This is a genomic window from Rhodococcus sp. HNM0563, assembly GCF_012726195.1.
Taxonomy (GTDB): Bacteria; Actinomycetota; Actinomycetes; order Mycobacteriales; family Mycobacteriaceae; genus Rhodococcus.
This window is the reverse complement of sequence record NZ_JAASAF010000005.1, coordinates 124,464-149,254: the sequence shown is the minus strand read 5'-3', so window position 1 is coordinate 149,254 and position 24,791 is coordinate 124,464. Positions and strand designations below refer to the sequence as shown.

Here is a 24,791-nt window from a genome sequence, read left to right as displayed (position 1 = left end):
CCTGGTCGTTCGACGAAACAGTTCGGGTTTCGTCTCCCCGATATCGAACGGAGAACGTACAGTGGTCGATCTCGCATATGTCATCGCCGGGTCGGAAGCGACCGGCGGCGCAGGCCTGCAGGTCGACCTCAAGACGTTCCAGCAGCTCGGGGTGTACGGCGTCGGCACGGCGACGTGCATCGTTTCGTTCGATCCGAAGAACAACTGGGGACACCGTTTCTTCCCGGTGCCCGCCGAGGTCATCGCCGATCAGATCGAGGCCGCCACGTCCGCACACGACCTCGACGTCGTGAAGATCGGCATGCTCGGCACGCCCGCGACCATCGACGTCGTCGCGGACGGGCTGGGCAAATCCTCCTGGCGACACGTGGTGCTCGATCCGGTCCTGATCTGCAAGGGTCAGGAACCCGGCGCGGCGCTCGACACCGACAACGCCTTGCGTCAGCAGATCCTGCCGCACGCGACGGTGATCACTCCGAACCTGTTCGAAGCTCAGACGCTGTCGGGGATGGAGTCCATCGGGTCCATCGAAGACCTGACCGAGGCGGCGCGCCGGATCCACGATCTCGGCCCGAAGTACGTCGTGGCAAAGGGCGGCGTGGAGTTGCCCGGCGACGAAGCTGTCGATGTGTTGTTCGACGGCGAGAACGTCACCCTCCTGACCGCTCCGAAGGTCGGCAACGAACGCGTGTCCGGTGCCGGATGCACGCTCGCGGCTGCCATCACCGCGGAGCTCGCGAAGGGCACCGAGGTAGCCGAGGCAGTGAAGGCCGCAAAGGATTTCGTCACGAACGGCATCAAGGGTCGCGTGTCGGCGCACACCCCGTTCGACACGGTCTGGCAGGGCGCGTAGCCGCACCCGTGCGCGCTTCTGGTAGCCCCTGCTACCAGCAGCACACACCGAAGTATCGCGTCACGCTGCCGGGTCGAGAACCGACCTTGCTATTGTCGGCGTCAACGTGTTCGGCCTGGGGGGTCGAGCATTTGCTGACACGATCATGGGGGATCGTCGTGACCGACGCACTACCGGTGCTGCCGCCATATCTGTATCTTCCGTGTGCCCAGGCGGTTTCCGACCCGGCTGATGCCGTAATCGACCTGAGATACCTCAGCGACGGCCGCATAGCATTGCTCGCCTACACGGCACTCGACCGTCTGGTGTCCTACTGCGGCGACATGCAGCCCTGGCTCGTCGTTCCCGCGCAGCTACTCCCACGACTGCGCGAGGTGTACTCGTGGGACGTACTCGTGCTCGACATCGAGATCCCCGAGCACGAACGCCGGGGCGCGTACCGCAACGGTAACACACCGACGCCGCAGGCCACGCGATGACGCTGTACGTCGATCCCGACGAACTCGACCGTGCCGCAGAACGATACGAAACGTCCGCCTATGCTGCAGCCGACATCGGTCGGCATCTCCCCGAGGCGGTGCGCGCAGGTGCCGCGACGGGCGCACTCACCGGAATGCTCGCTCAGGTGGCCACCGACCTCGCCGGTCTCGTCGAGACACTCGGTTCGAGTGGGATGGTTCTCGTTGGATGCGGAGCCGCATACCGCCGAGCCGACGACGACACGGCCGCGTACCTCGTGGCCCGCCTGTCCGACATGGACGAGTGATCCGATGCCGATCGACACATTCATCGACGGCGATCCCGCAGACATCTCCCGGATCGGCGATTGGGTCCGCCGAAGTCTTGCAGTTGCGGTCGAGAGCGCAGGGGACGACGCAGCCGCCGCGCGTCGAATCGCGGGCGATGCGTGGGACGGTGATGCGTCCGAGGAGTTCCTTCGAGTGGCCACTGATCTCGTCCACTCCATCGACGCCTTCCAGAACAAGGTCCTCGACGTTGCAGGTCAGTTCGATCAGATCGCCGCCGCACTGGCATCGGTGCTCGCAGATATGGCGGAGCTCTGCGATCGAGCCGCAGCCTCGGGATTGTCCGTGGTGTGCAACACCATTGCCGATCCCGCTCCCGATTCGGACGAGACCGTCCTCCGCGCGTACAACGATGCCGCAGCCGCGGCGCAGGACGTTCACGCACGCTGGGCGCGTGAGGTAGCCGCAGTCGCCAACCGATGGGCCAGTGAAGCGTGGGCCGCGTCGTTCACCACCAGCACCGGGCTCGACTACACGACCGCAGAGTTGAAGAAGACGGTGCAAGGTCTCACAGAAAGGGCCGAGGGCCTCACGCGGCAATCTCTGCAGTCGATGCAGTACGTGCTCGACCTACCTGACGGGACGCCGTACGACGAGGTGCGCCGGCTCTACGGGGCAGCCCAGGGCACCGCCGACGACCTCGCCGCAACCACCGCACGCCACGCACAGCTGGCAGACGTTCCGGGGCGGATGGCCGTCGGCGTGGGAGCGCTGAGCCTCGTCGCCGGTGTCGGTGTCGACTACTACGGCGGTGGAGAGTCGATCGAGCAAGCCGTCGTTTCCAACTCCGCCGGCCTCGCGGCTTCGATTGCCGCAGGAGCGCTGATCGGATCAGCATTGCCCGGGGTCGGTACCCTCGGCGGCGCGCTGGCTGGGACAGTGGCGGGCATATTCGCCTCAGGCGGGGTCGACCATCTCTACGAAGACTCCTCGGCTGGCATCATGAGCACACTCGAAGCCAGCGGCAGCGAATTGGTCGAAGCCGCAATCTCCCTCAAGGATCTCGGGGTCGCGGTCGGTGGGCTGGTGAGGTAAGAGAAGGACACACGAATGCATTCTGACGAACACACCCGATCCGCGACGTACGGAACCCGCCTGATCTACCGCGTGTTCCTGATAACCGGATACTGGACGCTCATGACCCTCGGACTCCTGATCGGGGCGGTCGTCGAGAACGCTCTCCTGGGTCGACACCCGGTCCTTCCTGAAATGACCTTACTTGTGCTGGCCATGGGGGTCTTTTCTGTCATCTATCCGATCTCCGGCTTCCTCATGTACAGTCCCCGAACCCGGCTCGCCGACATCACCGTCGGTACCGACCAGGATGTTCCCGCCCTCTTGCTGCGCCAGTCCCGGCTGATCTACACCCTGTCCATGATTCAACTCGCTGCCGCCACCGCAGTACTGATCATGATGGTGAATCTCGTATTCGGCCCTGGACCCCACCCGTTTGCCTCAGGACGGACACTCCTGATCGTCATCGTCTCTAGCTGGCAGGTGGGAGTCGTTGCCCTGATGGCGCTTCGTCGTATCCATCCCGGCTACATCGCCATTCGGCATGACGGGATTCGGATACGGGGCTACGCCAACGATGCGTGGGTGCCCTGGGCCAGTGTAAGTCCATACTTGTTCAACAGCGACAGCCTGTTCGCCAGGGTCCACATCGCACCCGAGCATCGAGTGGTCATCTCCTCCCGCGTCCCGCGCATGTGGATGAGCATCGACAAGCGCCAAACCTTTCATGCTCACCCATCACGGCCGCGCAAGCCCATCATCGCCGTCAGCGCCGATCGCCGCCGCTACCGTATTGCTCCCGAAATCATCGACGCAGCCCTCAACCACTACACCGAAAACCCTACAGTCCGCGAGGAACTGCGCGACCCCGCGGCCATCGCACGCACCGTCGAATCGCTGCGTGCCCACGTTCCCAAGGCATGGTGGCGGTCCCAGACGCGACCCGTACCCATCCCCATCCTCGCGGTCGACGCCCACTGACTCCCTTGGGCAAGCGTCCAGTCACTGACGCAGTCCAGCACCTCACCCCGCAAGCCGATCCACCCACATCCCGGCCGGACACATGCTGAGCCGACCAACGATCCGAGGACGATGGCCATCGGGACGGTAGCGCTGAGTCTCGCCGGTTCGAACGAGCTGAACCAAGTACGAAGTGCACTCGAAGATTTCGGGGCAGGGTGGGTGGTCTTGTTGGTCTCGACGGAGGACACGGATGAATTGGGATGAATCGGCCGGGTCGAGAATCTACGGCACCCGCAAGACCTACTTCGCGTTGTCGGTAGTTGGCTTCTCGAGCCTCAGCCCGATTGCCTACGCGACCGCAGACATCACGGAGAACATCATCGGGGGCGACTCCCTTCCCTCCCCCATGACGCATTGCTGCTACTTGCGTGTGGCCTCATGACCGGAGGTTGCGCCATCGTTGGCGTCGTCACGCACAGTCCCCGAACCCGGTTCGGTGATATCACCGTCGGCACCGACGAGGGGATACCCTCACTTCTACTCCACCAGTCACGTCTGACCTTTATCCTGACCATGACCGTCCTTGCACTATCTTCTGTGTTCTTGGTCGTATGGCTCTGGCCGAGGTCTGATCCTGAATTCGATTCTCTGTCACCCGCAATTCGCGTTGGGACATGGGCACTCGCTTTCGTTGTCACCTGCGGATGGCAGGTGGGTATAGCTGTGCTGGTACTGCTGGGGCGTATCCGTCCCGGCTACATCGCTATTCGCCACGACGGCATCCGAATTCGCAGCTATGCCAACGACGCCTGGATCCCCTGGGACAGCGCTTCCCCCATCCTGCCCAGTGAGAACTGGAAGTACCTCACCGTCTGGCTCCGTCAAAACAACCACGCGACTATTTCCTCCCTCGCACCGTGGCCGTGGCTGAGTCTCGGTAACCGTGCGTTCGGCTACGTCCGGTCATCATCCCCACACGACCGCGCGTTATCCGTGTACACCGACCGGCGTATCTACAGAATCGCCCCAGAAATCATCGATGCAGCAGTCTTCCACTACATCACAAACCCCGCTGCGCGCGAAGAACTGCGCGACCCCGCCACCATCGTCCGCACGGTCGACACCCTGCGCACGCACGCTACGACCGCATGGTGGCGCTCGCAGACGCGGACCGTACCTGTACCCAACCTCGCCGCCGATACCCACCGATTCCACGGAGCGTGATGGAGTCGTCCGTCCATCTCCGGAGCAATCCATTTGGGCAGTTCGTGCTGAACGTCCCTGCGGGGACCGACTACGAGGTGCGCCGGCTCTACGGGGCAGCCCAGGGTACCGCCGACGATCTCGCCGCCACCGGCGGCAGCAACGCCGCCGGGGCGTCCAACCACCGCACGCCACGCACGCAGCGCCGAGCGTCAGCAGCCAGGCGGTTACGAAGTGGAAGTAGATCGTGAGGGTTCCGTACCGACCAAGGCGTACCGGCCCTCGTATCGCGTCAGTCTCGACTGATCTACAACCTCGCCATGATCGTTGCACTGCCCACCCTCACCGCCGGGATCTTTTCTCCTAAGACCCAGCGAGGTCCGCGCGGACCGTGTATTCAACTCGATACAGCACGAGATCGCGACCTGGATACTCCTGCTTACTGTCACATGCGGATGGCAAGCCGGCGTCGCTGTCGGGATGCTTTCCGGTCGCGTCCGCCCCGGCTACATCGCCATACGCCACGACGGCATCCACCTACGCGGCTACGCCAACGATGCATGGGTTCCCTGGGACAGCATCTGCTCCTACCTGCGCAAGACCCATCACCAGAATCTCATCATCCAACTCGCAGAGGACCACCACGCGATCATCTCCTCCCGAGTAACGCGTCTGTGGACGCACATCGACAAACGAATAGATGGTCACGCCCACCCATCGCGACCGCGCGAGCGTCGGACCAGCGTGGCCATCGACCGACGACCGTTCCGGATCGCCCCCGAAATCATCGACGCAGCGGTCGAACACTTCTACGAGAATCCTGCTGCGCGCGAAGAACTACGCGACCCGGCAGCCATCTCTCGCACCGTCTACGCCCTGCGCGCGCAGGCCACGACCGCGTGGTGGCGATCCCAGACACGTCCCGTGACCCTCCCCATTCTCACGGTGGATCCCTACCAACTGTCATGACCAGGCCATTACTCCCCAGTGCCACAGACTCGCCAGCGCCCTCATCGAACCCGAACATCGAATGATTCCGGGTTGCCGAAGAGTTCGCGACCGCCGACATCAAGGCTCGGGTACGGCGCACACCCCGTTCGACACGGTGCGGCAAGGCGCGCTACACCTTCCGAATCGGAATCGCGAAAGCCGAACCCGCGGTCGGGAAGACCACAGGTCCAGCTCGATCGCCAGCAGCAAGAGTTGTCAGCTCGCCTCGTCGGCCGACAACGAATCGATCGCCGACTGCAACGCGACGGTGGCAGCCTTCGCCACCTCGCGAAGTCCGTCCTCATCGGCGAACTGAACCATCAGCTGCGGATTCATCGCATCGATCACGACGGTCGCGGGGTCGGTGCGGTCGCGGCGGACCACGACGTTACAGGGCAACAGCAACCCGATCTGCGGATCCGCGGTGACTGCCCGGTGCGCAAGCGGCGGATTACAGGCGCCGAGGATTGTGTAGTCCTCCAGATCCGCGTCGAGTTTCGACTTCAAGGTCGCTTGCATATCGATCTCGGTGAGAACGCCGAAACCTTGTTCGGACAGTGCTTTACGAGTGCGCTCTACAGCTTCGGCAAACGGCGCGCGAAGTGTCGTCGACAGTGCAAGATCCATGTTCGTCATCCTTCCTCTCCAGTGACCGACCGGCGTCCCACGCCAGTGACCGACCGGCGTCCTACGCCAGGGCCAGGAACAACTTCTCGAGTTCGGCCACGTTCATCGGCTCTTTGCCGTTCTCATTCTCGTTGGTCAGGCATTCTTGTAGGCCGGTTGCGACTATTTTGAATCCCGCGCGATCCAGGGCCTTGGACACTGCCGCGAGCTGAGTAACGACGTCCTTGCAGTCACGACCCTGTTCGATCATCGAGATCACGCCGGCAAGTTGCCCTTGGGCTCGACGCAACCGGTTGAGTACAAGCGCGATGCTTTCTTCGTCTCCAACCATGGCAATGCTCCTGTCTCCAGTTTCTGACCATTGTACCCCCCAGGGTATTGCGGGGGCATGTTCATCGCTCATCCCACCACTGCGTGAGCACCGCGCCGGGTCAGCAGCCGCCGGAGCGGACAGAACTCACGACGGGCGCACGCGTACATAGTGGCGGCGGCAGTGCCAGTAAGTACCGCGACCGCGACGCCGACAGCCGGATGAATCTCCTGGGCCAAGATCACCGATGACATGAGCAGGACGAACCAGCCGAAGCCCTTGCGCAGGGCATCAGGATCGACCATCGAGGTCAATCTGCCGCCTATCAGGCTGCCGAGAACCGCCGCAGCGGTAACCATCGAGGCCAGACGCCAGTCGATCTGCACGGCCGACAGGTATCCCCCCAGGCCCGCGAACGACTTCATCGCGATGACGATCAGCGAGGTTCCGATCGCGAGAGGCATGGACAGTCCGCCGAGAAGGGCAAGCGCCGGGACCACGAGGAAGCCACCTCCGGCACCGACGAGCCCGGTGACCAGACCGACGACCACCCCGTCGACAAGCACCTTGCCGATCGGCATCGTATGCGCTCCCCCCTCTCCGGCCGACTTGTTCTTGCGACCACGCAACATTGCCACCGCAGTGGCAACCATCATCACAGCGAACGCGAGGAGCAGCACGGTACCGGGAATGAACTGCGAGAGCAGACCGCCCGCGTACGCACCGACCATCCCGGCCAAACCGAAGAAGATACCGGTGCGCCACTGCACGCGACCCGCACGTGCGTGGGAGATCGCGCCGACCGCACTGGTCACACCGACAACGAGCAGCGATGTGGCGATGGCTTCCTTCGCATCCATGCCCGCAACGTAGGCAAGCAACGGAACGGTGAGGATCGATCCCCCACCGCCGAGCAATCCGAGTGTGACGCCGACGAGAACTGCCAGCGCAACGGTCAGCGCGATCACGATCAGTTCCTTTCGGCGGAGACGGTCTTCGCCGCGGTGAGCCGAGCGACGACGGATTGTGCGTCACACGAGGCCGCGCGGTTGTACGGCAGCTTCGACAACACCATGCCCATTGCGCAGGTATTCGACAGAGCAGCGAAGGTGAGACCCCCGCCGATCCCGGCCGCCAACCACTTCAGCTTGGGCACCGCGACACTGGCGAGTACCGAGCCGAACACGATCGAGCCTGCCACCAGGCGTACCTGCCGTTCGAGATCCCACCGGCTCGCACCGCGATTGACGGGCAGCCCCTCCCCTTCCCAGCCGAGCATGCCGCCGTCGAGGAGATGAACGTTGATCAGGCCCGCAGCCCGCAGGTCTTCTTCGGCCTGCACGGCACGCTGACCCGAGCGACACACCAGCACGACATCTTCGTCGAGATGTGCACAGAACTCGTCACGATGCTCACGCAGTAGATCCAGTGGAACGTTGTACGCGCCGGGGATGTGAACGGTGTCGAATTCACCGGGGGTGCGCACATCGATGACTCGGATGTTCTTGCCGGACTCCATCAGCTCGAGCAGTTCGGCCGGATAGAGGGTGGCAGCAGAGAAGGCGGTCATGGGGGGCCTTTCTAGAGGAATTTCTGGATACCCCAGGGGGTACTTGACATACCCTAGGGGGTATATGCCAATCTGTCTACACACCCCCGGGAGTCCACCCGGCAACCACACCTCGGAGGAAGCGATGATTCTCGAGCAGTACTACATCGAGTGCCTGTCCCACGCGTCGTACCTGATCGGCGATGAAACCACCGGCCGCGCGGTCGTTGTCGACCCACGCCGTGACATCACCGAATACCTAGGCGACGCAACGAAATACGGACTGATCATCGAAGGCGTCATCAATACGCACTTCCACGCCGACTTCGTCTCCGGCCATCTCGAACTGGTCGACGCCACCGGCGCCTGGATCGGATTCGGCGAGGCCGCGGAAACCGACTACCCGATCCGTCGTCTGAGCGACGGCGAGAAGCTGTCTCTCGGTGAGGTCGAACTCGAGATCATCGCCACACCCGGACACACCTGGGAATCGATCTCGGTACTGCTGCGCGAACGGCCCGGAGCCACACCCAGCGCGGTACTGACCGGCGATTCACTGTTCATCGGCGATGTCGGTCGCCCCGACCTGGTCAACCTCGGCGAGGGATCGAGCACCGACCTGGCGCGCGCGATGTATCACACCGTGCACGACAAGCTGCTGTCCCTGCCTGACGAGGTTGTCGTCATGCCCGCCCACGGCGCAGGATCATCGTGCGGGAAGAACCTGTCGACCGAGCTGACCTCCACCATCGGCGAGCAGCGTGCGTCCAACCCTTCGGTGCAGCCGATGAGCGAGGATGTGTTCGTCACCATGATCACCGACGGCCAGCCCGCGGCTCCGGCGTACTTCTCGGTCGATGCCGCCATGAACAAGCGTGTCCATCCCCTGCTCGCCCAGGACCACGCCATCCCCGAACTCACACCTGCGCAGGTGAAGACCGAACTCATCGCCGGCACGAGAGTCCTCGATGCCCGCGGTGTCGACGACTTCGCCGCCGGCCACCTACACGGCTCGGTCAACGTCGGGTTCGACGGACGCTTCGCCGAAACGGGAGGAATGGTCGCCGAGGTCGGCGAGAAGATCGTGCTCATCACCTATCCCGGCGAGGAGCAGGACGCGGCGATGCGTCTGGCCCGGATCGGATCCGACGGCGCCGCAGGCTATCTGAACGTCGATCACGACGGGATCTTCCCCGAAGAACTCGCCGCGCTGATCGAGACCGCCCCCCGCACGAGCGTCCAGGATCTCGATCGATTGCTCGCAGCCGACTCGGTGACCCTCGTCGACATCCGGAATCCCGGCGAGCGCGCTTCCGGATCGATTGCAGGTTCGGTTCCGATTCCTTTGGCGCAGTTGCGAGGCCGGCTCGATCAGGTTCCGGACGACAAGCCCATCGTGGTGCACTGCGCGGGCGGGTGGCGCTCGAGTGTCGCGGCATCGCTGTTGCGTGCGCAGGGCTTCACCAACGTCTCGGACCTGCTGGGCGGATACAACGCCTGGGCCGAATCCCACTCCGCTGCCTGACCATACGAATCATTCCTGGAGGTTCCTCATGTGCTATCCCGTCGCCTGTTCCCGTTGCAACAAGACCGGATGGGGAGGTTGCGGACAGCATGTCGACGCCGTCATGCGGTCCGTGCCCGCCACCGACCGCTGCACCTGCGATCAGAGCACCACCGCAGTGTCGACGCGGCGCCCGCGGCCGGGTCTGCGCTCGCTCTTTCGGTCCGGCCGCTGACCGCGAGGGGTCGACGCTCGGTGCGCGCGAGACCGCAGCGCGCCGGGTGACGAGACCCTCACGGTCGCGGGGGCCGGCCGATCAGCGGGATCGTGAGCATTCGGTCGAAGATGTGCCTCCACCGCGATAGCGTGAATACATGCGGTCCACCAGTGAACTCCACGCGCACTTGCTACCCGCGGCGCGCGGCCCCCTGTCGGATGCTGTGATCATCGCGCTCTCATCCGACCCCGAAGATCGCGTGGAACTACCCGAGCCCGACACGACCGTCGATCCTTTCGGGCACGACCTGCAACTCACGCTCTACATCTGCTACGAACTTCACTACCAGGGTTTCTCCACGGTGGACGACTCCTGGGAATGGCAGCCGGATCTCCTGCGACTGCGTGCGCAGCTCGAGCGACTCTTTCTCGCGGAACTGCGCGTACGAATCGCCCCCGGCGACGACGCCGTCGGCGAGATGGATGCGCTCGCAATCGAGCCGAAAACCGGAACGGGCCCTTCGTGGCACCTGTTCGAACAGGGCACATGGGCGCAGATGCAGGAGTATTTCATGCATCGATCGCTCTACCACCTCAAGGAGGCCGACCCACATGCGTGGGCGATCCCACGATTGACCGGGCAATCGAAAGCGTCTTTCGTTGCTGTCGAGTTCGATGAGTACGGGGGCGGTCGCGGAGATCGGATACATGCGCAGTTGTTCGCCGACCTCCTCGATGCCGCAGACCTCGATTCGACCTACCTCGGCTATATCGACCAGGTCCCGGCCGAAACCCTGATGCTCGTCAACCTCATGTCGATGTTCGGACTCCACAGAGCTCTCCGAGGAGCGGCCGTGGGACACCTCGCCGCCACGGAGATCACGTCATCGCCCGGCTCGAAACGTTTGGTCCAGGCACTGGTTCGCCTCGGAGCGCCGGCGCCGTGCCTGCAGTTCTACCAAGAGCACGTTCACGCGGACGCGGTACACGAGTTGGTACTCCGCACCGACGTCGTAGGTGATCTGCTGGCCCGCGAGCCCTCGCTCGCCGCAGACGTGGTCTTCGGGATCCGCGCGTTCGGGTTCGTCGAGGACAGGTTCGCCGAGCATGTGATGTCTGCGTGGTCGAGCGGGCGCACCTCGCTACTGCGCTAGGAGCACGATCGGGGCCGGAAGTCGCTCACCAACGGAGCGTTCTACGTCGGCGGGACGGTCCCCCGCGCGTACCACGCATGTGCGTCGAGAGTGAAGGCTCCCTGCGGCAGCGCCTCGCGGCAGAACTCACGCACTCGGGCCTTGGCCTGCTCGGGAAGTGCCACGAACGACTGGCCGGCCGGACCCACGCCGTAGGCAAACGGCTCCCAGAAGTCGTCGAAGTCAGCATAGGACGCCTCGGCTGTGATCGTTCCATCCACTACGTCAAGCATGCCTGCTCGACGGAACCGGGTGGCGATATCTCCCTCAGAGGTGCCCGCCATCCCGGTCTCGCCGATGATTTCGGGGTCGACCTGACGCACAGCCGTCCAGAACACGCGGAGCATCGTCATGCGGCCACCTACGACGTCCCACATACACGACGCCACAGCACCTCCCGGGCGGGTCACGCGCGCCATCTCCCGAACACCACCGTCGGGGTCGTTCATGAAGCCGATCACGAGGGACGACAGAGTCGCGTCGAATGTGTCGTCGGGCCAGGGCAACTCCTCGGCCACGCCCTCGCGTACGTCTACCCCCGGGTTGCGTTCGCTGCACGCCACCGCAAACCGGTGTGCCGGATCTATCGCCGCGACATTCCCGGCACCGACCCGCACGACGAGTTCACGCGTGAGGCCACCGGGCCCGCATCCCACATCACACACGCGCTGACCAGGTGCAACGCCGGCAGCGTCGGCAAGCGCCACCGCCAGCGACGGCGTGTAGCGCCCCATGAAACGATCGTAGTGCTCGGCCGGACCGGCGAACGACATGTACCCATTAGGCGCGGGTGAAAGTGGCGAGGTCAAGCATCCGCGCGGATTTCGACACTTTCACCCTTGCATCATCGCGGGTCTCGCCACATCGCCCACAGGGTCGGGCCACCGCCCGGGACGTGGATCTCACCGGTGACGGTGAATCCGAACCGCTCGTAGTACGGAACGTTCGATTCCTTGCTCGATTCGAGGTATGCGGGAGCGTGCTCGGAATCGATCCGGTCGAGGCGAGACTTCAGCAGCGCCGTACCACCTCCCGCGCCTCGTGCATGGGAGGCCGTTCCGATCGTCGACAGGTACCAGTGCGGCTCCTCGGGGTGTGCGGCTTCGACTGCATCCTCCACCGCTTGACCCCGGCCAACGTGCCGACCGAGGGCCCGCAGTAGCCCCGGCATCATCCGCATCCTTGCACCCATCGGTGGGTGCCATCGATCAGGCGGAGCCCACATCGCGGCACCACCGACCCGACCGTCGAGTTCGGCAATCTCCGTTCCACCGAGCGCGAGCATGTGGTGGCGGGCGTCCGTCGCGAAGAATCGTGCCGTTCGGCGAGCACGGCTCTGCTCGTCGGGGAACATCCAGGTGAAAATCGGATCGTCGAAGAAGGCGTCGGCGAAAACGGCCGCGAGGTCATGGAGGTCGCTACGTGCGGCGGCCCGCACCGTGACGGTCATGCTCTCAGCCTACGACGAAAGTGCGCAGGTGTCGGCCGGACGCTCTTGAACGCGGTCGGCAAATTTACAGGGTTGTCACCCGCCGCCCCATCGCAGTTCCTGACGTGCACCACTGTCGATCATCAATGGACCACGCGCTGAACCGTGAGGGTCACAGGACAGAGAGCGCACGAACTGTTCATAGTCGGCGGCCACCGATGCCTGTTCCATACGTGTCCACCTTGTACAGCCGTGGGATAGGTCCGAAGACCCACCCTCCGTCGCAAACTGTTGTTGATCGCTGTTCCCTGGGGGGTGGACCGAGTATCTCGAGGTCCACGGCAGCCCGGCGTGAATTTCTCGCAACGGCGGGCCACTATGGAGGAATGATGCGCCAAGGTCCCGATGCGGACATCGACGAGTCCGAACTCTGGATTTCGCACCCCAAGGACTACGCCGCAGGCATCCCCGCAGTCCTGATCTCATTGGAGCGTGCCTACGAGCAGATGGGCGCGATCCGCACAGCAAGGACGCTGCCCACCCTCGGCCGCACCGATCTCGACGTCCAGGCAGGCGGGAAACACTCTGTGTCCGTGGACGATTCGATTCCAATGGTGCATCTGCCAGGAGGATGGCTGGGACCGGACGGCACACCCGAGGAGCGTCGCGTCCACGGCTTCCGTGTCGTCGCCTACAGCACGCCGAAGGGCAACGCCGCGGCCTACTGTCCCGAGAGCAACCCGCTTGTACCTCTCGGCCACGTGGCGAAGAAATCCGACACTCCGGCATCGAAGGCGATCACCGTGCGACTCGAACCTGCAGCAACGAAGGATTCGGCATGGGCCGTGTGACGACCCGTCGTACCGTCCTGCGGGTCACTGCCGACCGCACGACTCGACGTCCCGACACGCTCGCCGTCGAGGAACCTCTCGAGCTCCGGCTCGACGGACAGGCGTTGACAGTCACGATGCGCACCCCCGGAAACGATGTGGAGCTCGCTCACGGTTTCCTGCTCACGGAGGGAATCATCGGCAGTCGCGACGACATTGCGATCGCACGCTACTGCGACGGCGTCGACGACACCGGGGCAAACACCTACAACGTGCTCGACATCCAGCTCGCCCCCGGTGTCACGGTGCCCGACAGCGCCCGTGCGCGGAACTTCCTCACCACGTCCGCGTGCGGGGTGTGCGGCAAGGAATCCCTCGAACAGGTACGCACGCGCACCCGTTTTCCGCTGCGCGGCGATGTCGAGATCTCCGCGCGCACACTGGCCGAGTTGCCCCAGCTGATGCATCGACAGCAGAAGGTGTTCCACTCCACCGGCGGACTGCACGCCGCCGCACTGTTCACGATCGACGGTTCGCTCGTGCAGCTGCGGGAGGACGTGGGCAGGCACAACGCCGTCGACAAGGTGCTCGGATGGGCGCTGTCGGAAGGCAGGGTGCCTCTCACCGACAGCGTCCTCGCCGTCAGTGGTCGCGCGTCGTTCGAGCTCGTGCAGAAGGCCGTGATGGCCGGTGTGCCGGTGCTCGGGGCGGTATCGGCGCCGTCGTCGCTTGCCGTCGACCTGGCCGAGGAGTCGGGTCTGACATTGGTCGGCTTCCTGCGCGACGACTCGATGAACGTCTACACGGGAACGGTGCTCTGACGCCGCCGCACCGGCCTCAGTTGCAGGTGTTCCCGGCTGTCTCCCCCGCGCGGACGGTCCCGACGAACGCGTGTACGTCGTCGAACGATGCTTCGAGTACCGCGCGATGGTCCGCGCCGTCGTACACCCGGTAGGTCAGGTCTGCGTCGTTGCTGCACAGCGCCTCGGTTACCTGGTCGGTGATGGCACGCGACACCAGAGCGTCCGCACTGCCTTGTACGACGAGCGTCGGCACCGAGAGATCGAGGTGTTCGATTTCTTGTGTGGCGTAGTAGTCGCGCAACCCGTCGAGATCTGCTCCAGGTGCAAAGATCCGGTCCTCGGGAACGGATGCGGCAGCCGCCCACACGTCGTCCATGCAGCCGGTACGCGCCGCTGCGAGCAGCGGACGGGATTCGTCGGTGAGCATCGCGTCGGCGGAAAGTTCGGGTTGCGCCGCTTCCGCGCCGAGAAGAAGAACCGGCAGGAAGCCGAGCGCCTGTGCGATACCTGGGCCGCCTGCCGCGAAGTAGGCCGCGGTGTCGCTGGTGCGACTGCCCGGCGCGAACGACACCACCGATTGCAGGTCGAGCTCGGGTGCGCGCTCGGCCCCGAGCGCGCCGGTGTAAAGCGCGGCATGCCCGCCCTGGCTGTGTCCCATCGCGATCCATTTCTCTCCGATGGCGGGCTCGAGGTCGCGGGCGGCCCGGACGATGTCGACGACGGAGTTCGCGGCGCTCGTGCCGTTCATGTAAGGGTGCCCGCCGGGGGTGCCGAGACCTTCGTAGTCGGTCTGGACCACGGCGTATCCGTCGGCGACCCACCGGTCGAGCATGGCCGAGGTCCGTTCGACGTAGGAATGCGCGGGTCCGCCGACCGTGTCTGCGGACGGTGCACAGGCGTCCCCTACCCCGGTGGTGCCGTGAGCCCAGCTGATCACCGGCCATCCGCCTTCTGGCGCCTGGCCCTTCGGAATCGAGACGGTGCCGGAGACCAACGTGGAGCCTCCATCGGCACCCTCGGAGAGGTAGGTGACCAGGTCGGTGCGCTCGGCGCTGGGGAGCGCCGCCGCACTGGTGATCGGGCGATCGGTGACCAATGTTCCCGGAGCCATTGCAGCGGAATCGGCCGGCTCCGGCGCCGGACTCGAACACGCTCCGAGGCCGAGTGCCGAGGCGAATGCAAGTGCCACGACAGCGTGCCTGGACTGGAAGGTCGTCATCAAGCCTCCGTTAAGAAGAATGTATTAATTTTGAAGTCAATGTTCTTAGTACAGTGGCCGCATGACGATGTCAACGGGACGTCTTGCACTACTCGATGCCGCAGAGCGACTCGTCGCGCACCGCGGCATTCACGGAGTCGCCGCGCGCGAAGTGGTCAAAGAAGCCGGGCAACGGAACAATTCGGCCATCGCCTACCACTTCGGCTCGTGGCACGGGCTCCTCGACGAGATCTGGAGCAGGCACGCACCACGGATGAATACCGAACGCGCCGCGCTACTGGCTGCGGCCGACCTCGAGGACTCCCCCACTCTGGACCGGCTCGTCCACGCCTACATACACCCGCTCGCAGCGCAGATCGCGCGGAATCAGCCGAGCTACTGGGCGCGATTCAACGAACAGTGGCTGTCCACAGCGCCACTCGACGTCCTCTCGACGCCCGTGTCCACCGGCGTTCAGGCCGACTACTACCCTTCGGACGCCTCACTCGACGTGCTGTCGCACCTGTTGATCAGGATCGCGGACCGACTCGACCTTCCCGAGCCAGATGCTCGACGTCGAGTGAGCTTGATGGTGCGCTTCGTCATCGGCGCCTTTGCTGCGTTCGAGCGCGCTCAGGAGACCGGCGCCGCACCCGATTCCGCATCGTTCGAGGCAGAGATCCTGCAGCTCGCAAACAGAATGCTCGACCTGCCGCAGCCGTAGCCGGGCAGATCGAGCATTCGATTCGTTTACGGGAGGTCAGTCGACCTCTGGGGCCCACTGCACTCCGTTGATATGGCTTCCGCCATCGACGAACAGGGTATTGCCCGTCAGGTAGCGAGCATCATCACTCGCCAGGAACGCGGCGACGGTACCGATGTCATCGAGCGGATCACCGATCCGCCCCATCGGATTGGCGGCTTCCTGTGCCGCGGCCATCTGCGGATTCGCCGCGGCGACGCGTTCGTAGGCCGCACTCTTCGCCCCCGGGCAGATCACGTTGCAGCACACGTGCTTCGGTGCCCACTCGCGCGCCGCTGTGCGCGTCATACTGCGTAGCGCTTCCTTGGCGGTGTTGTAGTACACCGAGTACATGTGGGCATTGACGCCGTTGAGGCTGCACATGTTTATCACTCGACCGGTCCCGTGTTCGGCAAGTGCCGGGTACGCGCGCTGCATCGCCCAGAACGCCGCCATCACACCCATGTCGAAACCGGCCCGCATGTTCTCTTCGGCGGTCTTCTCGAGCCGTGCGTAGCCCAGCGGGCGCCAGGCGTTGTTGACCAGGATGTCGAGCCGCCCGAACTCCGCTGTGGCAGCGTCGACCATTGCGTGCACCTGATCACGATCGGTGACATCGGTGCGCGTGGCCTTCGCCTGCACGCCCCACTCGTCGATGAGCCATTTCGCGGTGCCGGCTCCCGCCGTCTCATCGATGTCGGCAACGATGACGTTCGCACCTTCACGCGCCAGTGCACCCGCAACACCGCGGCCGATACCCATTGCGGCGCCGGTGACGATCGCCACCCGCCCGTCCAACTTGCCCATCCAGGCACCTCCTTCGTCGATGCCCGTGCGTGTTTCCGGTAGCTCCCGCTACCAGAAACACGCACGGGGGTCGCGCCGCTGCGTCAGCGGGGGCGGGGAACGGTCTTGTCGATGAAGAGCGCCTCGACGGACACGCACACCGTGCCATCAGCAGTTGCGATCTCACCCACGGTGTTGATCTTGCGGCCGTTCTCTTCGACCAGACGGCCACGAACGGTCAACGGCTCGAAAAGTGGGGTCGGGCGGTGGTAGCGGACATTGAGCTGCGCAGTGGCACCGCTTCGTCCGGCCCACGCGTTCGCGACACCCAGGGTGTGGTCGATCAACAGCGCAGCGACGCCTCCGTGGACGTGCCCGGGGGGACCCTGGTACGGGAATGTCAGCTCGACGACACCTTCGACCCACCCGTCGTCACGGCCCGCTAGCACGAGCGGCGGAGCGAGTGCGTTCTCGGGGCCCGTGACGGGATCGTGCCGTGTGACCCCTTCGCCGTGCCACATGTCGATCAGGCGTTCCTGCACCTCTGGTGCGTGCTCCTCGAGGTGCTCGGCGATGCTGTCGAGTTCCTCGGCGACACGCTCGAGATTCGCGTTGGAGCGATCGGTACGCAGCAGAGCATCGACCACGCGGCGCGCGGCTGCGGTAGCACGGTCGACAGCGGAGTCCTGTGGCGCCGACGTGAGCACCGTGCCATCGGGAGCGTTTCCGACGGTGGGGTGCGTAGCGGGATCGACTCTCATCGGACCTCCATCGTCGCGTGGGTGAGTACCGGCTGTCCGTCTCGCTCCGGGCACGTCGCCAGCAGAGTGAGGACATCACCGTCGCGCCACACCGAGGTCTCGATGGTCTCCCCCGGGTACAGCGACCCGGCGAAGCGCACCGAGAACGACTTCACCCGGGTCGGGTCACCGTCGAGGACACCATCGACGACTGCCTTGCACACGACGCCGTACGACGCGAGGCCGTGCAGGATGGGCCGATCGAAACCGGCCATCTTCGCGAACTCGGGGTCGGCGTGCAGTGGGTTCATGTCGGCGCTGAGCCGGTAGACCAAGGCCTGTGCGGGGCCGGTGTGCGACACGAGGACCTTGTCGGCATCCCGCTCGGGCGCGGAACCGCTCGCCTCCGGACCTGCCTCGCCACCGAACCCACCTTCGCCACGCGCCCAGATCTGCATCGCGGAGGTCCATAACGGGCTTCCGTCTGCGGTGTGGGCGGACTGCTCGAGCACGATCACTGCAGCCTTGCCCTTGTCCCATACGTCCGCCACGCGCGACGAAATCGTTGCGGCGCCGGAGGCCGGTATCGGAGCGTGCACCGTGAGTGACTGCCCACCGTGGAGAATCTTGCGCAGGTCGATGTCGATACCCGGCAGGTTCATCCCCACCGGGGTGACGTTCCCGGCCGAGATCCCCTGCCCCGCCACCATCGCGAAGGTGGGCACGACCTTCAGGTTCTTCTCGTACACCCATCCCAGCTCGGCCGGGTCCAGCGAGTCGGCACCGGCTCCGAGGCCGAGGTGGTAGAGCATCACGTCGCGCTCGGTCCAGGCGGCCTCACGGACGGTCGGTACTGCCGTCAGTGCGGCATTCACATCTATCGGCATGTCGGTTGTCTCACATTCCGGGTTCGGGGTCGCGGGGCAGACCGAGTATCCGCTCGCCGATGATGTTCAGCTGGACGTTCGTCGTGCCACCGGCGATGGACATGCACTGCGCGTTGAGGAACATCTGTGTTGCGGACAGCCGGTCCTGCTCCCCGAGTAGAGAAGTCGGGCCGGCCCACTCCATCGCGACCTCCCACACCTGCTGGAGATGTTCGACGCCGAGGAGCTTCGCGATCGACGACTCGGCACCCGGCTGCGCGCCGGTCAGCGACCGCAGCGTGGTGCGCAGAGCCATGAGCCCACCGGACTGCGCATCACACAGCACCTTGCCCAGCACTGTGAGTTGTTCGTCGTCCACTCCACCCGGGATCGTCGATGCGAGTGTCAGGAGCGCCTCGCCGCCGGAGCCGAGTGAGGAGTCGTTCGACAGCGACACGCGCTCGTTGGCGAGGGTGGTGCGGGCGAGTTTCCAGCCGTCACCGGGCTCGCCGACCAGGCACTCGTCGGGTACGAACACGTCGTCGAAGAACACCTCGTTGAACAGTGCCTCGCCGGTGATCTCCCGCAGCGGACGAATGTCGAGGCCCGGGGAATTCCTGATGTCTATGAGGAAGTAGGACAGGCCCTTGTGCTTGGGTGCGTCGGCGTCGGTGCGTGCCAGGCAGATGCCCCAGTCCGCAACGCGGGCCATCGACGTCCACACCTTCTGGCCCTGGAGCTTCCATCCGCCATCGACCTTGACGGCCTTGGTGGACAGGCCGGCGAGATCGGACCCGGCACCGGGTTCGGAGAACAGCTGGCACCAGACGATGTCACCACGCAGCGATCCCGGAAGGAACCGTGCGAGCTGCTCCTCGTTGCCGTGCGCGATCAGGGTCGGTACTACCCAGTTGCCGATGATCATGTCGTGCGGTCGAAGCTCGGCGCTGCGCAGTTCCTCGGCGATGACGAGCTGGGTGACGGCATCGGCCGTCTTGCCCCACGGCGCAGGCAGATGCGGTGTGGTGTAGCCCTTCTCGGCCAGGTAGGCCTTCTGCGCGGCACCTTCGATTGATTTGGCGGGCTCGAGTTCTGCGCGGATGTCGGCGCGGATCTGCTCGGCCTCCGTCGGCAGATCGATGCTCAGGACCCGGCGGGTGCCCTCGAGGGTGAGTCCCGCGACCCGGCGCTTCCATGATGCCGTGGAGCCCGACAGGATCCGCAGGGACTGCGCGCGCCGCAGGTACAAGTGAGCATCGTGCTCCCACGTGTAGCCGATGCCGCCCAGGACCTGGATGCAGGTCCTCGTGACCTGGAAGCCCGCTTCGAGGGCGGTCGCCGCAGCCACAGCGACCGCGAGCGAGGCCTCGTCGGCCGAGATGTCCTCTCCCAGCGCACGGGCCGCGTCCCACGCGGTGACGCGGGCCTGCTCTGCGAGGCCGAGCATCCGTGCGACGGTGTGCTTGACACCCTGGAATTGACCGATGACACGGCCGAACTGCCGACGGACGCGGGCGTAGTCGGCAGCTGTGGTGGTGGCCCAGTCGGCGAGGCCGGCCGTCTCTGCCGCGAACAGCGTGACGGCGATGTCTACGACACGCTGCGAATCCAGTGTCAGGATGTCGCAGTCGGAGAGGACAAGACCGTCCACCGTGACCTCGGCATTGCGCCGTACGACGTCATAACTCGGCAGGTCGGTCACGTCGAGGCGGTCACGGTCGACGACGACGAACGCGAGGGTGCCGTCATCGTCGGCTGCGAGCAGGAAGACGTCGGCGACCTGCCCACCGAGCACATAGCTCGACGTGCCGGACAGTACGACGGTGGCGCCGTCTCGGACGATCTTCAGTCCGCCGGGCTGCAGGGTGAGACCACCGAACAGTGAACCGTCGGACAGCGCGGCGAGCCGGTCGGGACGCCCGGCCTCGTGCAGAACTGCGGAGACCACAACGGTCGGCAAGAATGGTCCGGGAACCATCGCACGGCCGAGTTCCTCCGCGACGATAGCGGTTTCGAGCAGACCGCACCCTGCACCGCCGACCTCTTCGGGCAGGTGCAGCCCCAGCATGCCGAGTTCGGCGAGCGAAGCCCAGTACGAAGGTCGGGCCTCGGTCTTGGCCTCGACCGCATCGCGGATCGCTTCGGGCGTGGCGTGTCGTGCGGCCCAGCCGCGGACGGAATCGCGAAGGTCGCGATCGTCGTCACTCAATCCAATGGTCATGAACCGGTCCTTCGATGGAAGCAGGAAATGTGCGTGAGCGTTACCCGGCAGGTGCGGCAGCGGGACGGCTAGATACGTTCGATGATGGTCGCGGTGGAGAGTGCGCCACCCGCGCACATCGTGATCAGCGCGGTCGAGCGATTCGAGCGTTCGAGTTCGTGCAGCGCAGTGGTGATCAGGCGGGACCCGGTGGAGCCGACCGGGTGCCCGAGGGCGATCGCACCGCCGTTGACGTTGACCTTGTCCATGTCGGCTCCGTGGACCTGGGCCCACGACAGCACGACAGACGCGAAAGCCTCGTTGATCTCGATGATGTCGATGTCCGACAACGACATTCCGGTGCGCTCGAGGACTGCTCGGGTGGAGTCGATCGGACCGTCGAGGTGGTAGTACGGGTCGGAGCCGACCAGGGTGGAGGCGAGGATACGTGCCCGCGGACGCAGACCCGACTCACGGGCCTTGTCTTCGCTCATGAGAAGCACTGCCGCGGCGCCGTCGCTGACCTGCGACGAGTTACCGGCAGTGTGGATGCCGCCCTCGATGACGGGCTTCAGACCCGCCAGGCCCTCCGCAGTGGTCTCACGGAGCCCGCCGTCGCGGGTGACCGTCGCGGTCTCACCGGTGGGCTCGCCTTCCTTCGTGACGACGGGCGCCTCCACCGGAACGATCTCGCGGTCGAACCGGCCCTCGGCCCACGCCTGGGCTGCCCGCCGCTGCGATTCGAGTCCGAATGCGTCGACGTCGTCGCGCTTGATGCCACGCAGGTCGGCGATGCGCTCGGCGGAGGTGAACTGGTCGCCCATGTCGATGGACCAGTCGGCAGGGTACGGGTTTCCCGTACCGGGAGCGTTGGCCTGACCGAGGAATACCCGGCTCATCACCTCTACACCGCAACCGATCCCGGCGTCGGCCTGGCCGGAGGCGATCAGGCCGGCAACCATGTGCACAGCCTGCTGCGACGAGCTGCAGGCGCAGTCGATGGTGGTCGCTGCGGTCGTGTACGGGAGGCCGGCGTGAAGCCACGCCTGCCGCGTCACGTTGTTCGACTGCTCCCCCGCCTGGGTCACGGCGCCACCGACGAGTTGGCCGACCTGCTCCGCGGGAAGCCCGGTCCGGTCCAGGACTGCCTTCTGGGCCGCACCCAGCAGCACTGCGGGGTGCACCCCTGCCAGCTGGCCGCGGCGACGCCCGATCGGCGTCCGTGCGGCTTCGACGATGACGACGTTGTTCATGCCACTCCCTGCATTACCGAGCTACTGAAAACTGCGTTTCTACGTTACTGAAATTTATTCTATTTCTGAGGTGGAGCGAGGACCTGCGCTGTCCCACCGAGCGGGACCACCCTGGTCACGAACACGACTCGGTGCAGCCGGATTCGTCAGACGAGGTCACCGAGCAATCGATCGCACGCGACCCGCAGATCCGATTCAATCTCGGGGATCGACGTACGCCCATTGAGCGCAGACTGCACCAGCCCGAACCACAACGCGACGACGAGCCGGAGCACGGTCGCGTCCAGGACTGTCGGCTCCTCGATCCGCACAGCGCCGAGAAGCAACCGGTCGAACTGCTGGTCGATTCTCGCTACATCGGGGATCGTGGCCGCGTTCGACATCGCGGCCGACTGAATCATGGCCGTCGCGAGCCGCGGCGTACGCAACAGTGCGCGCGTCGCCTGCAGCAGCGCATCGCACACCGCCTCCGAAGGCGCCATCGCGGCGTGCGCACGCCTCGAGAGCTGGGCGCCCATCCGGTCGATCTGGTCGACCATGACCGCAACGAACAGGTGGGTCTTCGACGGGAAGTAGCGGTAGAGCGTGCCTATCGCGACGCCGGCCAGCCTCGCAACCTCCTGCATCTGGACACGTTCGAGTTCTTTCTCCGCACCGAGCTGGGCAGCCGCCTTCAGGATCCGCCCGTGCCGCGCACGCTGTTCCATCGAACTCGGCTCGGCCGCATCACGAGCCTCTGAGAGCCTGGGCATTCCTCACCTCTTCCTTTGCCCGGTCGACGGCCGACAGTAGATCGGGCAACACCGCTCGAGCGCTTCCGTCCTGGTCAGCAGGATCCGCCTCGCCCGGTCAACCCACTCCCGCACAGCGGGACAACATCCACGCGCCGAACCCACCGCACTCAAACTAGAATGAATACTAATTTTGGTTCGGAGCCGATTCCGAGGAGCCGAACCGACCGAACACGGGAGACTCTCCATGGGTGAATCTGTCAGCCTGGCCGGACGCGCGGCAGTGGTCACGGGCGCCGGAGCCGGCCTCGGCCGCTCCGAGGCGCTCGCACTGGCCACAGCCGGTGCCGCGGTCGTCGTCAACGACATGGGCGACGCAGCACACGCAGTCGCGGAAGAGATCATTGCGGCAGGCGGACAGGCGATCGCCGTGACCGGTGACGTCTCCGACTGGTCGCTCGGTGGCCGCCTCATCGAGGAGTCCGTCAAGGCGTTCGGCTCGTTCGACATCCTCGTCAACAATGCCGGCATCATTCGCGACAAAATGATCTTCAACCTCACCGAATCCGATTGGGACGACGTAATTCGCGTGCACCTCAAGGGCCACGCCGCGACCTCCCACGCTGCCGCGGTCCACTGGCGCGCAGCCAGCAAGGAGACCGGTGACCCCGTGTACGGCCGCATCATCAACACCTCATCGGAAGCGTTCCTGTTCGGCTCCGCCGGACAGCCCAACTACTCGGCCGCCAAGGCGGGCATCACCGCCCTGACGCTGTCCACCGCACAGGGACTCTCCCGCTACGGCGTCACCGCGAACGCGATCTGCCCGCGCGCCCGGACGGCCATGACCGCCGAGGCATTCGGCGAGGCAGACGCTGCGAACACCGGTCTCGACCCACTCGCACCCGAGCGCGTCGGCACGCTCGTGTCGTACCTGGCCTCACCCGCCTCGCACGAGATCAACGGCCAGGTGTTCGTGGTGTACGGCAAGATGGTCGCACTCATGGCCTCCCCGAAGCTCGAAAATCGTTTCGACGCCGCAGGTTCCGCTTTCACTGTCGAAGAACTCGACGAGCAGCTGTCGTCGTACTTCACCGGTCGCGGCCAGTACGAGACGTACGCTGCCTACAGCATTGCGGAACTGGAGAAGGCCGCACTCGCAGTCGACTGATCACGTCACTCGAAGGAGCACGGCATGAGACTTGCAGGGAAAGTCGCGATCGTCACCGGCGGAGCCGGCGGTATCGGTCGCGGTATCGTCCGAGCATTCACCAAGGAGGGTGCTCACGTCCTCTTCGTCGACATCGACGAAGTCAAGGGCACCGACCTCGAGGCCGAACTCGACGGCGCGGGAAAGTTCATCAACGCAGACATTTCCCAGAAAAACAGCGCCGCAACGATTGTCGATGCCGCGATTCAAGCATTCGGGAAGGTCGACGTCCTCGTCAACAACGCGCACGTGTCGCGCCAGGCACCGCTGCTCGAGACCACGCAGGAAATGTTCGACCTGTCCTTCGGCACGGGCTTCTATCCGACCCTCTGGCTCATGCAGGCCGCACACGCAGAACTCGCTGCGAATCAGGGTTCGGTGATCAACTTTGCGTCCGGAGCCGGCATCGACGGTAACGTCACGCAGGCCTCGTACGCCGCGGCGAAGGAAGCGATCCGCGGGATCAGCCGGGTTGCTGCCAACGAGTGGGCCTCCGACAACATCAACGTCAATCTCATCTCGCCGCTGGCCTTGACCGAAGGTGTGCAGGCGTACATCGAGGCGAATCCGGGCGTCGAGGACGTCCTGCTCGCCAAGACGCCGCTGCACCGGTTCGGAGATCCGGAATCCGATATCGGGCGTGTCGCAGTGTTCCTTGCCAGCGACGACGCTTCGTACATGACCGGCCAAACACTGATGGTCGACGGCGGCAGCATCAAACTGCGCTGATCGGTTCGGCAGCTCACACGACTCGGCCCCGGCAGGATTTCCTGCC

General features: G+C 64.9%; 28 protein-coding genes and 1 pseudogene. 16 read left to right on the top strand and 13 right to left on the bottom strand.

The window, feature by feature from the left end; genetic code table 11:
* Positions 1-61 precede the first annotated feature (61 nt).
* The 8 genes from thiD to HCA61_RS12910 all read left to right on the top strand — a co-directional run bounded on the left by thiD (position 62) and on the right by HCA61_RS12910 (position 5,808).
* Positions 62-853, top strand: coding sequence for a bifunctional hydroxymethylpyrimidine kinase/phosphomethylpyrimidine kinase (thiD, locus tag HCA61_RS12945; protein ID WP_169688600.1), 792 nt, complete (start codon positions 62-64; stop codon positions 851-853).
* Positions 854-1,011: 158 nt separating this feature from the next.
* Positions 1,012-1,332, top strand: coding sequence for an SAV_915 family protein (locus HCA61_RS12940; protein WP_169688599.1), 321 nt, complete (start codon positions 1,012-1,014; stop codon positions 1,330-1,332).
* Positions 1,329-1,619 (top strand): hypothetical protein, encoded by a 291-nt coding sequence (locus HCA61_RS12935; protein WP_169688598.1) that lies wholly within the window; start codon positions 1,329-1,331, stop codon positions 1,617-1,619. The genes HCA61_RS12940 and HCA61_RS12935 overlap by 4 nt, the downstream gene beginning before the upstream one ends.
* 4 nt (positions 1,620-1,623) lie before the next feature.
* A complete protein-coding gene (locus HCA61_RS12930; RefSeq protein ID WP_169688597.1) occupies positions 1,624-2,694 on the top strand; it encodes a hypothetical protein in 1,071 nt (356 codons plus the stop codon).
* A 15-nt stretch (positions 2,695-2,709) separates the two neighbouring features.
* On the top strand, positions 2,710-3,654 hold the full coding sequence (locus HCA61_RS12925) for a hypothetical protein (protein WP_169688596.1): 945 nt from the start codon (positions 2,710-2,712) through the stop codon (positions 3,652-3,654).
* A gap of 232 nt (positions 3,655-3,886) precedes the next feature.
* On the top strand, positions 3,887-4,078 hold the full coding sequence (locus tag HCA61_RS12920; RefSeq protein WP_169688595.1) for a hypothetical protein: 192 nt from the start codon (positions 3,887-3,889) through the stop codon (positions 4,076-4,078).
* A 269-nt stretch (positions 4,079-4,347) separates the two neighbouring features.
* Complete coding sequence (locus HCA61_RS12915; RefSeq protein WP_169688594.1) at positions 4,348-4,860, top strand: hypothetical protein; 513 nt, start codon at positions 4,348-4,350, stop codon at positions 4,858-4,860.
* A 459-nt stretch (positions 4,861-5,319) separates the two neighbouring features.
* The gene (locus tag HCA61_RS12910) at positions 5,320-5,808 is read left to right on the top strand and encodes a hypothetical protein (protein ID WP_169688593.1); all 489 of its coding nucleotides are present in this window, start codon (positions 5,320-5,322) and stop codon (positions 5,806-5,808) included.
* A gap of 237 nt (positions 5,809-6,045) precedes the next feature.
* Here HCA61_RS12910 and HCA61_RS12905 read toward each other — a convergent pair whose 3' ends face one another.
* The 4 genes from HCA61_RS12905 to HCA61_RS12890 all read right to left on the bottom strand — a co-directional run bounded on the left by HCA61_RS12905 (position 6,046) and on the right by HCA61_RS12890 (position 8,336).
* Complete coding sequence (locus HCA61_RS12905) at positions 6,046-6,456, bottom strand: DUF302 domain-containing protein (protein ID WP_169688592.1); 411 nt, start codon at positions 6,454-6,456, stop codon at positions 6,046-6,048.
* A 61-nt stretch (positions 6,457-6,517) separates the two neighbouring features.
* On the bottom strand, positions 6,518-6,787 hold the full coding sequence (locus HCA61_RS12900; protein ID WP_169688591.1) for a metal-sensitive transcriptional regulator: 270 nt from the start codon (positions 6,785-6,787) through the stop codon (positions 6,518-6,520).
* Positions 6,788-6,855: 68 nt separating this feature from the next.
* Positions 6,856-7,734 (bottom strand): sulfite exporter TauE/SafE family protein, encoded by an 879-nt coding sequence (locus HCA61_RS12895; protein ID WP_169688590.1) that lies wholly within the window; start codon positions 7,732-7,734, stop codon positions 6,856-6,858.
* Positions 7,735-7,736: 2 nt separating this feature from the next.
* Entirely contained in the window at positions 7,737-8,336 is a 600-nt protein-coding gene (locus HCA61_RS12890) for a rhodanese-like domain-containing protein (protein WP_169688589.1), read from the bottom strand.
* 124 nt (positions 8,337-8,460) lie between these two features.
* Here HCA61_RS12890 and HCA61_RS12885 point away from each other — a divergent pair, with 124 nt between their 5' ends.
* The 3 genes from HCA61_RS12885 to HCA61_RS12875 all read left to right on the top strand — a co-directional run bounded on the left by HCA61_RS12885 (position 8,461) and on the right by HCA61_RS12875 (position 11,189).
* The gene (locus HCA61_RS12885) at positions 8,461-9,840 is read left to right on the top strand and encodes an MBL fold metallo-hydrolase (RefSeq protein ID WP_169688894.1); all 1,380 of its coding nucleotides are present in this window, start codon (positions 8,461-8,463) and stop codon (positions 9,838-9,840) included.
* A gap of 28 nt (positions 9,841-9,868) precedes the next feature.
* Positions 9,869-10,054: a hypothetical protein gene (locus tag HCA61_RS26330; protein ID WP_169688588.1), complete on the top strand. Its 186-nt coding sequence runs from the start codon at positions 9,869-9,871 to the stop codon at positions 10,052-10,054.
* 139 nt (positions 10,055-10,193) lie between these two features.
* A complete protein-coding gene (locus HCA61_RS12875; protein WP_169688587.1) occupies positions 10,194-11,189 on the top strand; it encodes an iron-containing redox enzyme family protein in 996 nt (331 codons plus the stop codon).
* Between the two features lie 41 nt (positions 11,190-11,230).
* Here the strand turns inward: HCA61_RS12875 and HCA61_RS12870 are convergent, their stop codons facing one another.
* The gene (locus HCA61_RS12870; RefSeq protein ID WP_240959260.1) at positions 11,231-11,962 is read right to left on the bottom strand and encodes a class I SAM-dependent methyltransferase; all 732 of its coding nucleotides are present in this window, start codon (positions 11,960-11,962) and stop codon (positions 11,231-11,233) included.
* A gap of 110 nt (positions 11,963-12,072) precedes the next feature.
* Positions 12,073-12,678: a GNAT family N-acetyltransferase gene (locus HCA61_RS12865; RefSeq protein WP_169688585.1), complete on the bottom strand. Its 606-nt coding sequence runs from the start codon at positions 12,676-12,678 to the stop codon at positions 12,073-12,075.
* Between the two features lie 620 nt (positions 12,679-13,298).
* Between HCA61_RS12865 and HCA61_RS12860 the strand changes: the two are divergent.
* Positions 13,299-13,508 (top strand): annotated as a pseudogene (locus tag HCA61_RS12860) (hypothetical protein); the annotation flags it as partial.
* Positions 13,496-14,308, top strand: a complete 813-nt coding sequence (gene fdhD / locus HCA61_RS12855) for a formate dehydrogenase accessory sulfurtransferase FdhD (RefSeq protein WP_169688584.1) — start codon at positions 13,496-13,498, stop codon at positions 14,306-14,308. The pseudogene HCA61_RS12860 and the gene fdhD, both read left to right, overlap by 13 nt.
* Positions 14,309-14,324: 16 nt before the next feature.
* Here fdhD and HCA61_RS12850 read toward each other — a convergent pair whose 3' ends face one another.
* Entirely contained in the window at positions 14,325-15,509 is a 1,185-nt protein-coding gene (locus tag HCA61_RS12850) for an alpha/beta fold hydrolase (protein ID WP_169688583.1), read from the bottom strand.
* Positions 15,510-15,570: 61 nt separating this feature from the next.
* Between HCA61_RS12850 and HCA61_RS12845 the strand changes: the two genes are divergently transcribed.
* A complete protein-coding gene (locus HCA61_RS12845) occupies positions 15,571-16,212 on the top strand; it encodes a TetR/AcrR family transcriptional regulator (protein WP_169688582.1) in 642 nt (213 codons plus the stop codon).
* Positions 16,213-16,248: 36 nt separating this feature from the next.
* On the opposite strand, the gene HCA61_RS12840 is transcribed toward HCA61_RS12845, so the two are convergent.
* The 6 genes from HCA61_RS12840 to HCA61_RS12815 form a co-directional block, all read right to left on the bottom strand.
* Positions 16,249-17,037: an SDR family oxidoreductase gene (locus HCA61_RS12840; RefSeq protein WP_169688581.1), complete on the bottom strand. Its 789-nt coding sequence runs from the start codon at positions 17,035-17,037 to the stop codon at positions 16,249-16,251.
* Positions 17,038-17,120: 83 nt separating this feature from the next.
* Positions 17,121-17,777, bottom strand: coding sequence for a PaaI family thioesterase (locus tag HCA61_RS12835; protein ID WP_169688580.1), 657 nt, complete (start codon positions 17,775-17,777; stop codon positions 17,121-17,123).
* Positions 17,774-18,643 carry a MaoC/PaaZ C-terminal domain-containing protein gene (locus HCA61_RS12830; protein WP_169688579.1) on the bottom strand — a complete coding sequence of 290 codons (870 nt, stop codon included), beginning with the start codon at positions 18,641-18,643 and terminating at the stop codon, positions 17,774-17,776. The genes HCA61_RS12835 and HCA61_RS12830 overlap by 4 nt, the downstream gene beginning before the upstream one ends.
* Positions 18,644-18,653: 10 nt before the next feature.
* Positions 18,654-20,843 carry an acyl-CoA dehydrogenase gene (locus tag HCA61_RS12825; protein ID WP_169688578.1) on the bottom strand — a complete coding sequence of 730 codons (2,190 nt, stop codon included), beginning with the start codon at positions 20,841-20,843 and terminating at the stop codon, positions 18,654-18,656.
* A gap of 68 nt (positions 20,844-20,911) precedes the next feature.
* Entirely contained in the window at positions 20,912-22,075 is a 1,164-nt protein-coding gene (locus HCA61_RS12820) for a steroid 3-ketoacyl-CoA thiolase (RefSeq protein WP_169688577.1), read from the bottom strand.
* Between the two features lie 146 nt (positions 22,076-22,221).
* On the bottom strand, positions 22,222-22,827 hold the full coding sequence (locus HCA61_RS12815; RefSeq protein ID WP_169688576.1) for a TetR family transcriptional regulator: 606 nt from the start codon (positions 22,825-22,827) through the stop codon (positions 22,222-22,224).
* 226 nt (positions 22,828-23,053) lie between these two features.
* Between HCA61_RS12815 and HCA61_RS12810 the strand changes: the two genes are divergently transcribed.
* Both HCA61_RS12810 and HCA61_RS12805 read left to right on the top strand, forming a co-directional pair.
* On the top strand, positions 23,054-23,977 hold the full coding sequence (locus tag HCA61_RS12810) for a 3-oxoacyl-ACP reductase (protein WP_169688575.1): 924 nt from the start codon (positions 23,054-23,056) through the stop codon (positions 23,975-23,977).
* Between the two features lie 24 nt (positions 23,978-24,001).
* On the top strand, positions 24,002-24,745 hold the full coding sequence (locus HCA61_RS12805; RefSeq protein ID WP_169688574.1) for an SDR family oxidoreductase: 744 nt from the start codon (positions 24,002-24,004) through the stop codon (positions 24,743-24,745).
* The last annotated feature ends 46 nt before the right edge of the window (positions 24,746-24,791 follow it).

What these genes read in the sequence shown, in the direction of transcription:
- HCA61_RS12935 (WP_169688598.1), top strand. Translation starts at nt 1,329, where the DNA reads ATGACGCTGTACGTCGATCCCGACGAACTCGACCGTGCCGCAGAACGA.
- HCA61_RS12930 (WP_169688597.1), top strand. Translation starts at nt 1,624, where the DNA reads ATGCCGATCGACACATTCATCGACGGCGATCCCGCAGACATCTCCCGG.
- HCA61_RS12925 (WP_169688596.1), top strand. Translation starts at nt 2,710, where the DNA reads ATGCATTCTGACGAACACACCCGATCCGCGACGTACGGAACCCGCCTG.
- HCA61_RS12920 (WP_169688595.1), top strand. Translation starts at nt 3,887, where the DNA reads ATGAATTGGGATGAATCGGCCGGGTCGAGAATCTACGGCACCCGCAAG.
- HCA61_RS12910 (WP_169688593.1), top strand. Translation starts at nt 5,320, where the DNA reads ATGCTTTCCGGTCGCGTCCGCCCCGGCTACATCGCCATACGCCACGAC.
- HCA61_RS12905 (WP_169688592.1), bottom strand. Translation starts at nt 6,456, where the DNA reads ATGGATCTTGCACTGTCGACGACACTTCGCGCGCCGTTTGCCGAAGCT.
- HCA61_RS12900 (WP_169688591.1), bottom strand. Translation starts at nt 6,787, where the DNA reads ATGGTTGGAGACGAAGAAAGCATCGCGCTTGTACTCAACCGGTTGCGT.
- HCA61_RS12890 (WP_169688589.1), bottom strand. Translation starts at nt 8,336, where the DNA reads ATGACCGCCTTCTCTGCTGCCACCCTCTATCCGGCCGAACTGCTCGAG.
- HCA61_RS12885 (WP_169688894.1), top strand. Translation starts at nt 8,461, where the DNA reads ATGATTCTCGAGCAGTACTACATCGAGTGCCTGTCCCACGCGTCGTAC.
- HCA61_RS26330 (WP_169688588.1), top strand. Translation starts at nt 9,869, where the DNA reads ATGTGCTATCCCGTCGCCTGTTCCCGTTGCAACAAGACCGGATGGGGA.
- HCA61_RS12875 (WP_169688587.1), top strand. Translation starts at nt 10,194, where the DNA reads ATGCGGTCCACCAGTGAACTCCACGCGCACTTGCTACCCGCGGCGCGC.
- HCA61_RS12870 (WP_240959260.1), bottom strand. Translation starts at nt 11,962, where the DNA reads ATGGGGCGCTACACGCCGTCGCTGGCGGTGGCGCTTGCCGACGCTGCC.
- HCA61_RS12865 (WP_169688585.1), bottom strand. Translation starts at nt 12,678, where the DNA reads ATGACCGTCACGGTGCGGGCCGCCGCACGTAGCGACCTCCATGACCTC.
- fdhD (WP_169688584.1), top strand. Translation starts at nt 13,496, where the DNA reads ATGGGCCGTGTGACGACCCGTCGTACCGTCCTGCGGGTCACTGCCGAC.
- HCA61_RS12850 (WP_169688583.1), bottom strand. Translation starts at nt 15,509, where the DNA reads ATGACGACCTTCCAGTCCAGGCACGCTGTCGTGGCACTTGCATTCGCC.
- HCA61_RS12845 (WP_169688582.1), top strand. Translation starts at nt 15,571, where the DNA reads ATGACGATGTCAACGGGACGTCTTGCACTACTCGATGCCGCAGAGCGA.
- HCA61_RS12840 (WP_169688581.1), bottom strand. Translation starts at nt 17,037, where the DNA reads ATGGGCAAGTTGGACGGGCGGGTGGCGATCGTCACCGGCGCCGCAATG.
- HCA61_RS12835 (WP_169688580.1), bottom strand. Translation starts at nt 17,777, where the DNA reads ATGAGAGTCGATCCCGCTACGCACCCCACCGTCGGAAACGCTCCCGAT.
- HCA61_RS12830 (WP_169688579.1), bottom strand. Translation starts at nt 18,643, where the DNA reads ATGCCGATAGATGTGAATGCCGCACTGACGGCAGTACCGACCGTCCGT.
- HCA61_RS12825 (WP_169688578.1), bottom strand. Translation starts at nt 20,843, where the DNA reads ATGACCATTGGATTGAGTGACGACGATCGCGACCTTCGCGATTCCGTC.
- HCA61_RS12820 (WP_169688577.1), bottom strand. Translation starts at nt 22,075, where the DNA reads ATGAACAACGTCGTCATCGTCGAAGCCGCACGGACGCCGATCGGGCGT.
- HCA61_RS12815 (WP_169688576.1), bottom strand. Translation starts at nt 22,827, where the DNA reads ATGCCCAGGCTCTCAGAGGCTCGTGATGCGGCCGAGCCGAGTTCGATG.
- HCA61_RS12810 (WP_169688575.1), top strand. Translation starts at nt 23,054, where the DNA reads ATGGGTGAATCTGTCAGCCTGGCCGGACGCGCGGCAGTGGTCACGGGC.
- HCA61_RS12805 (WP_169688574.1), top strand. Translation starts at nt 24,002, where the DNA reads ATGAGACTTGCAGGGAAAGTCGCGATCGTCACCGGCGGAGCCGGCGGT.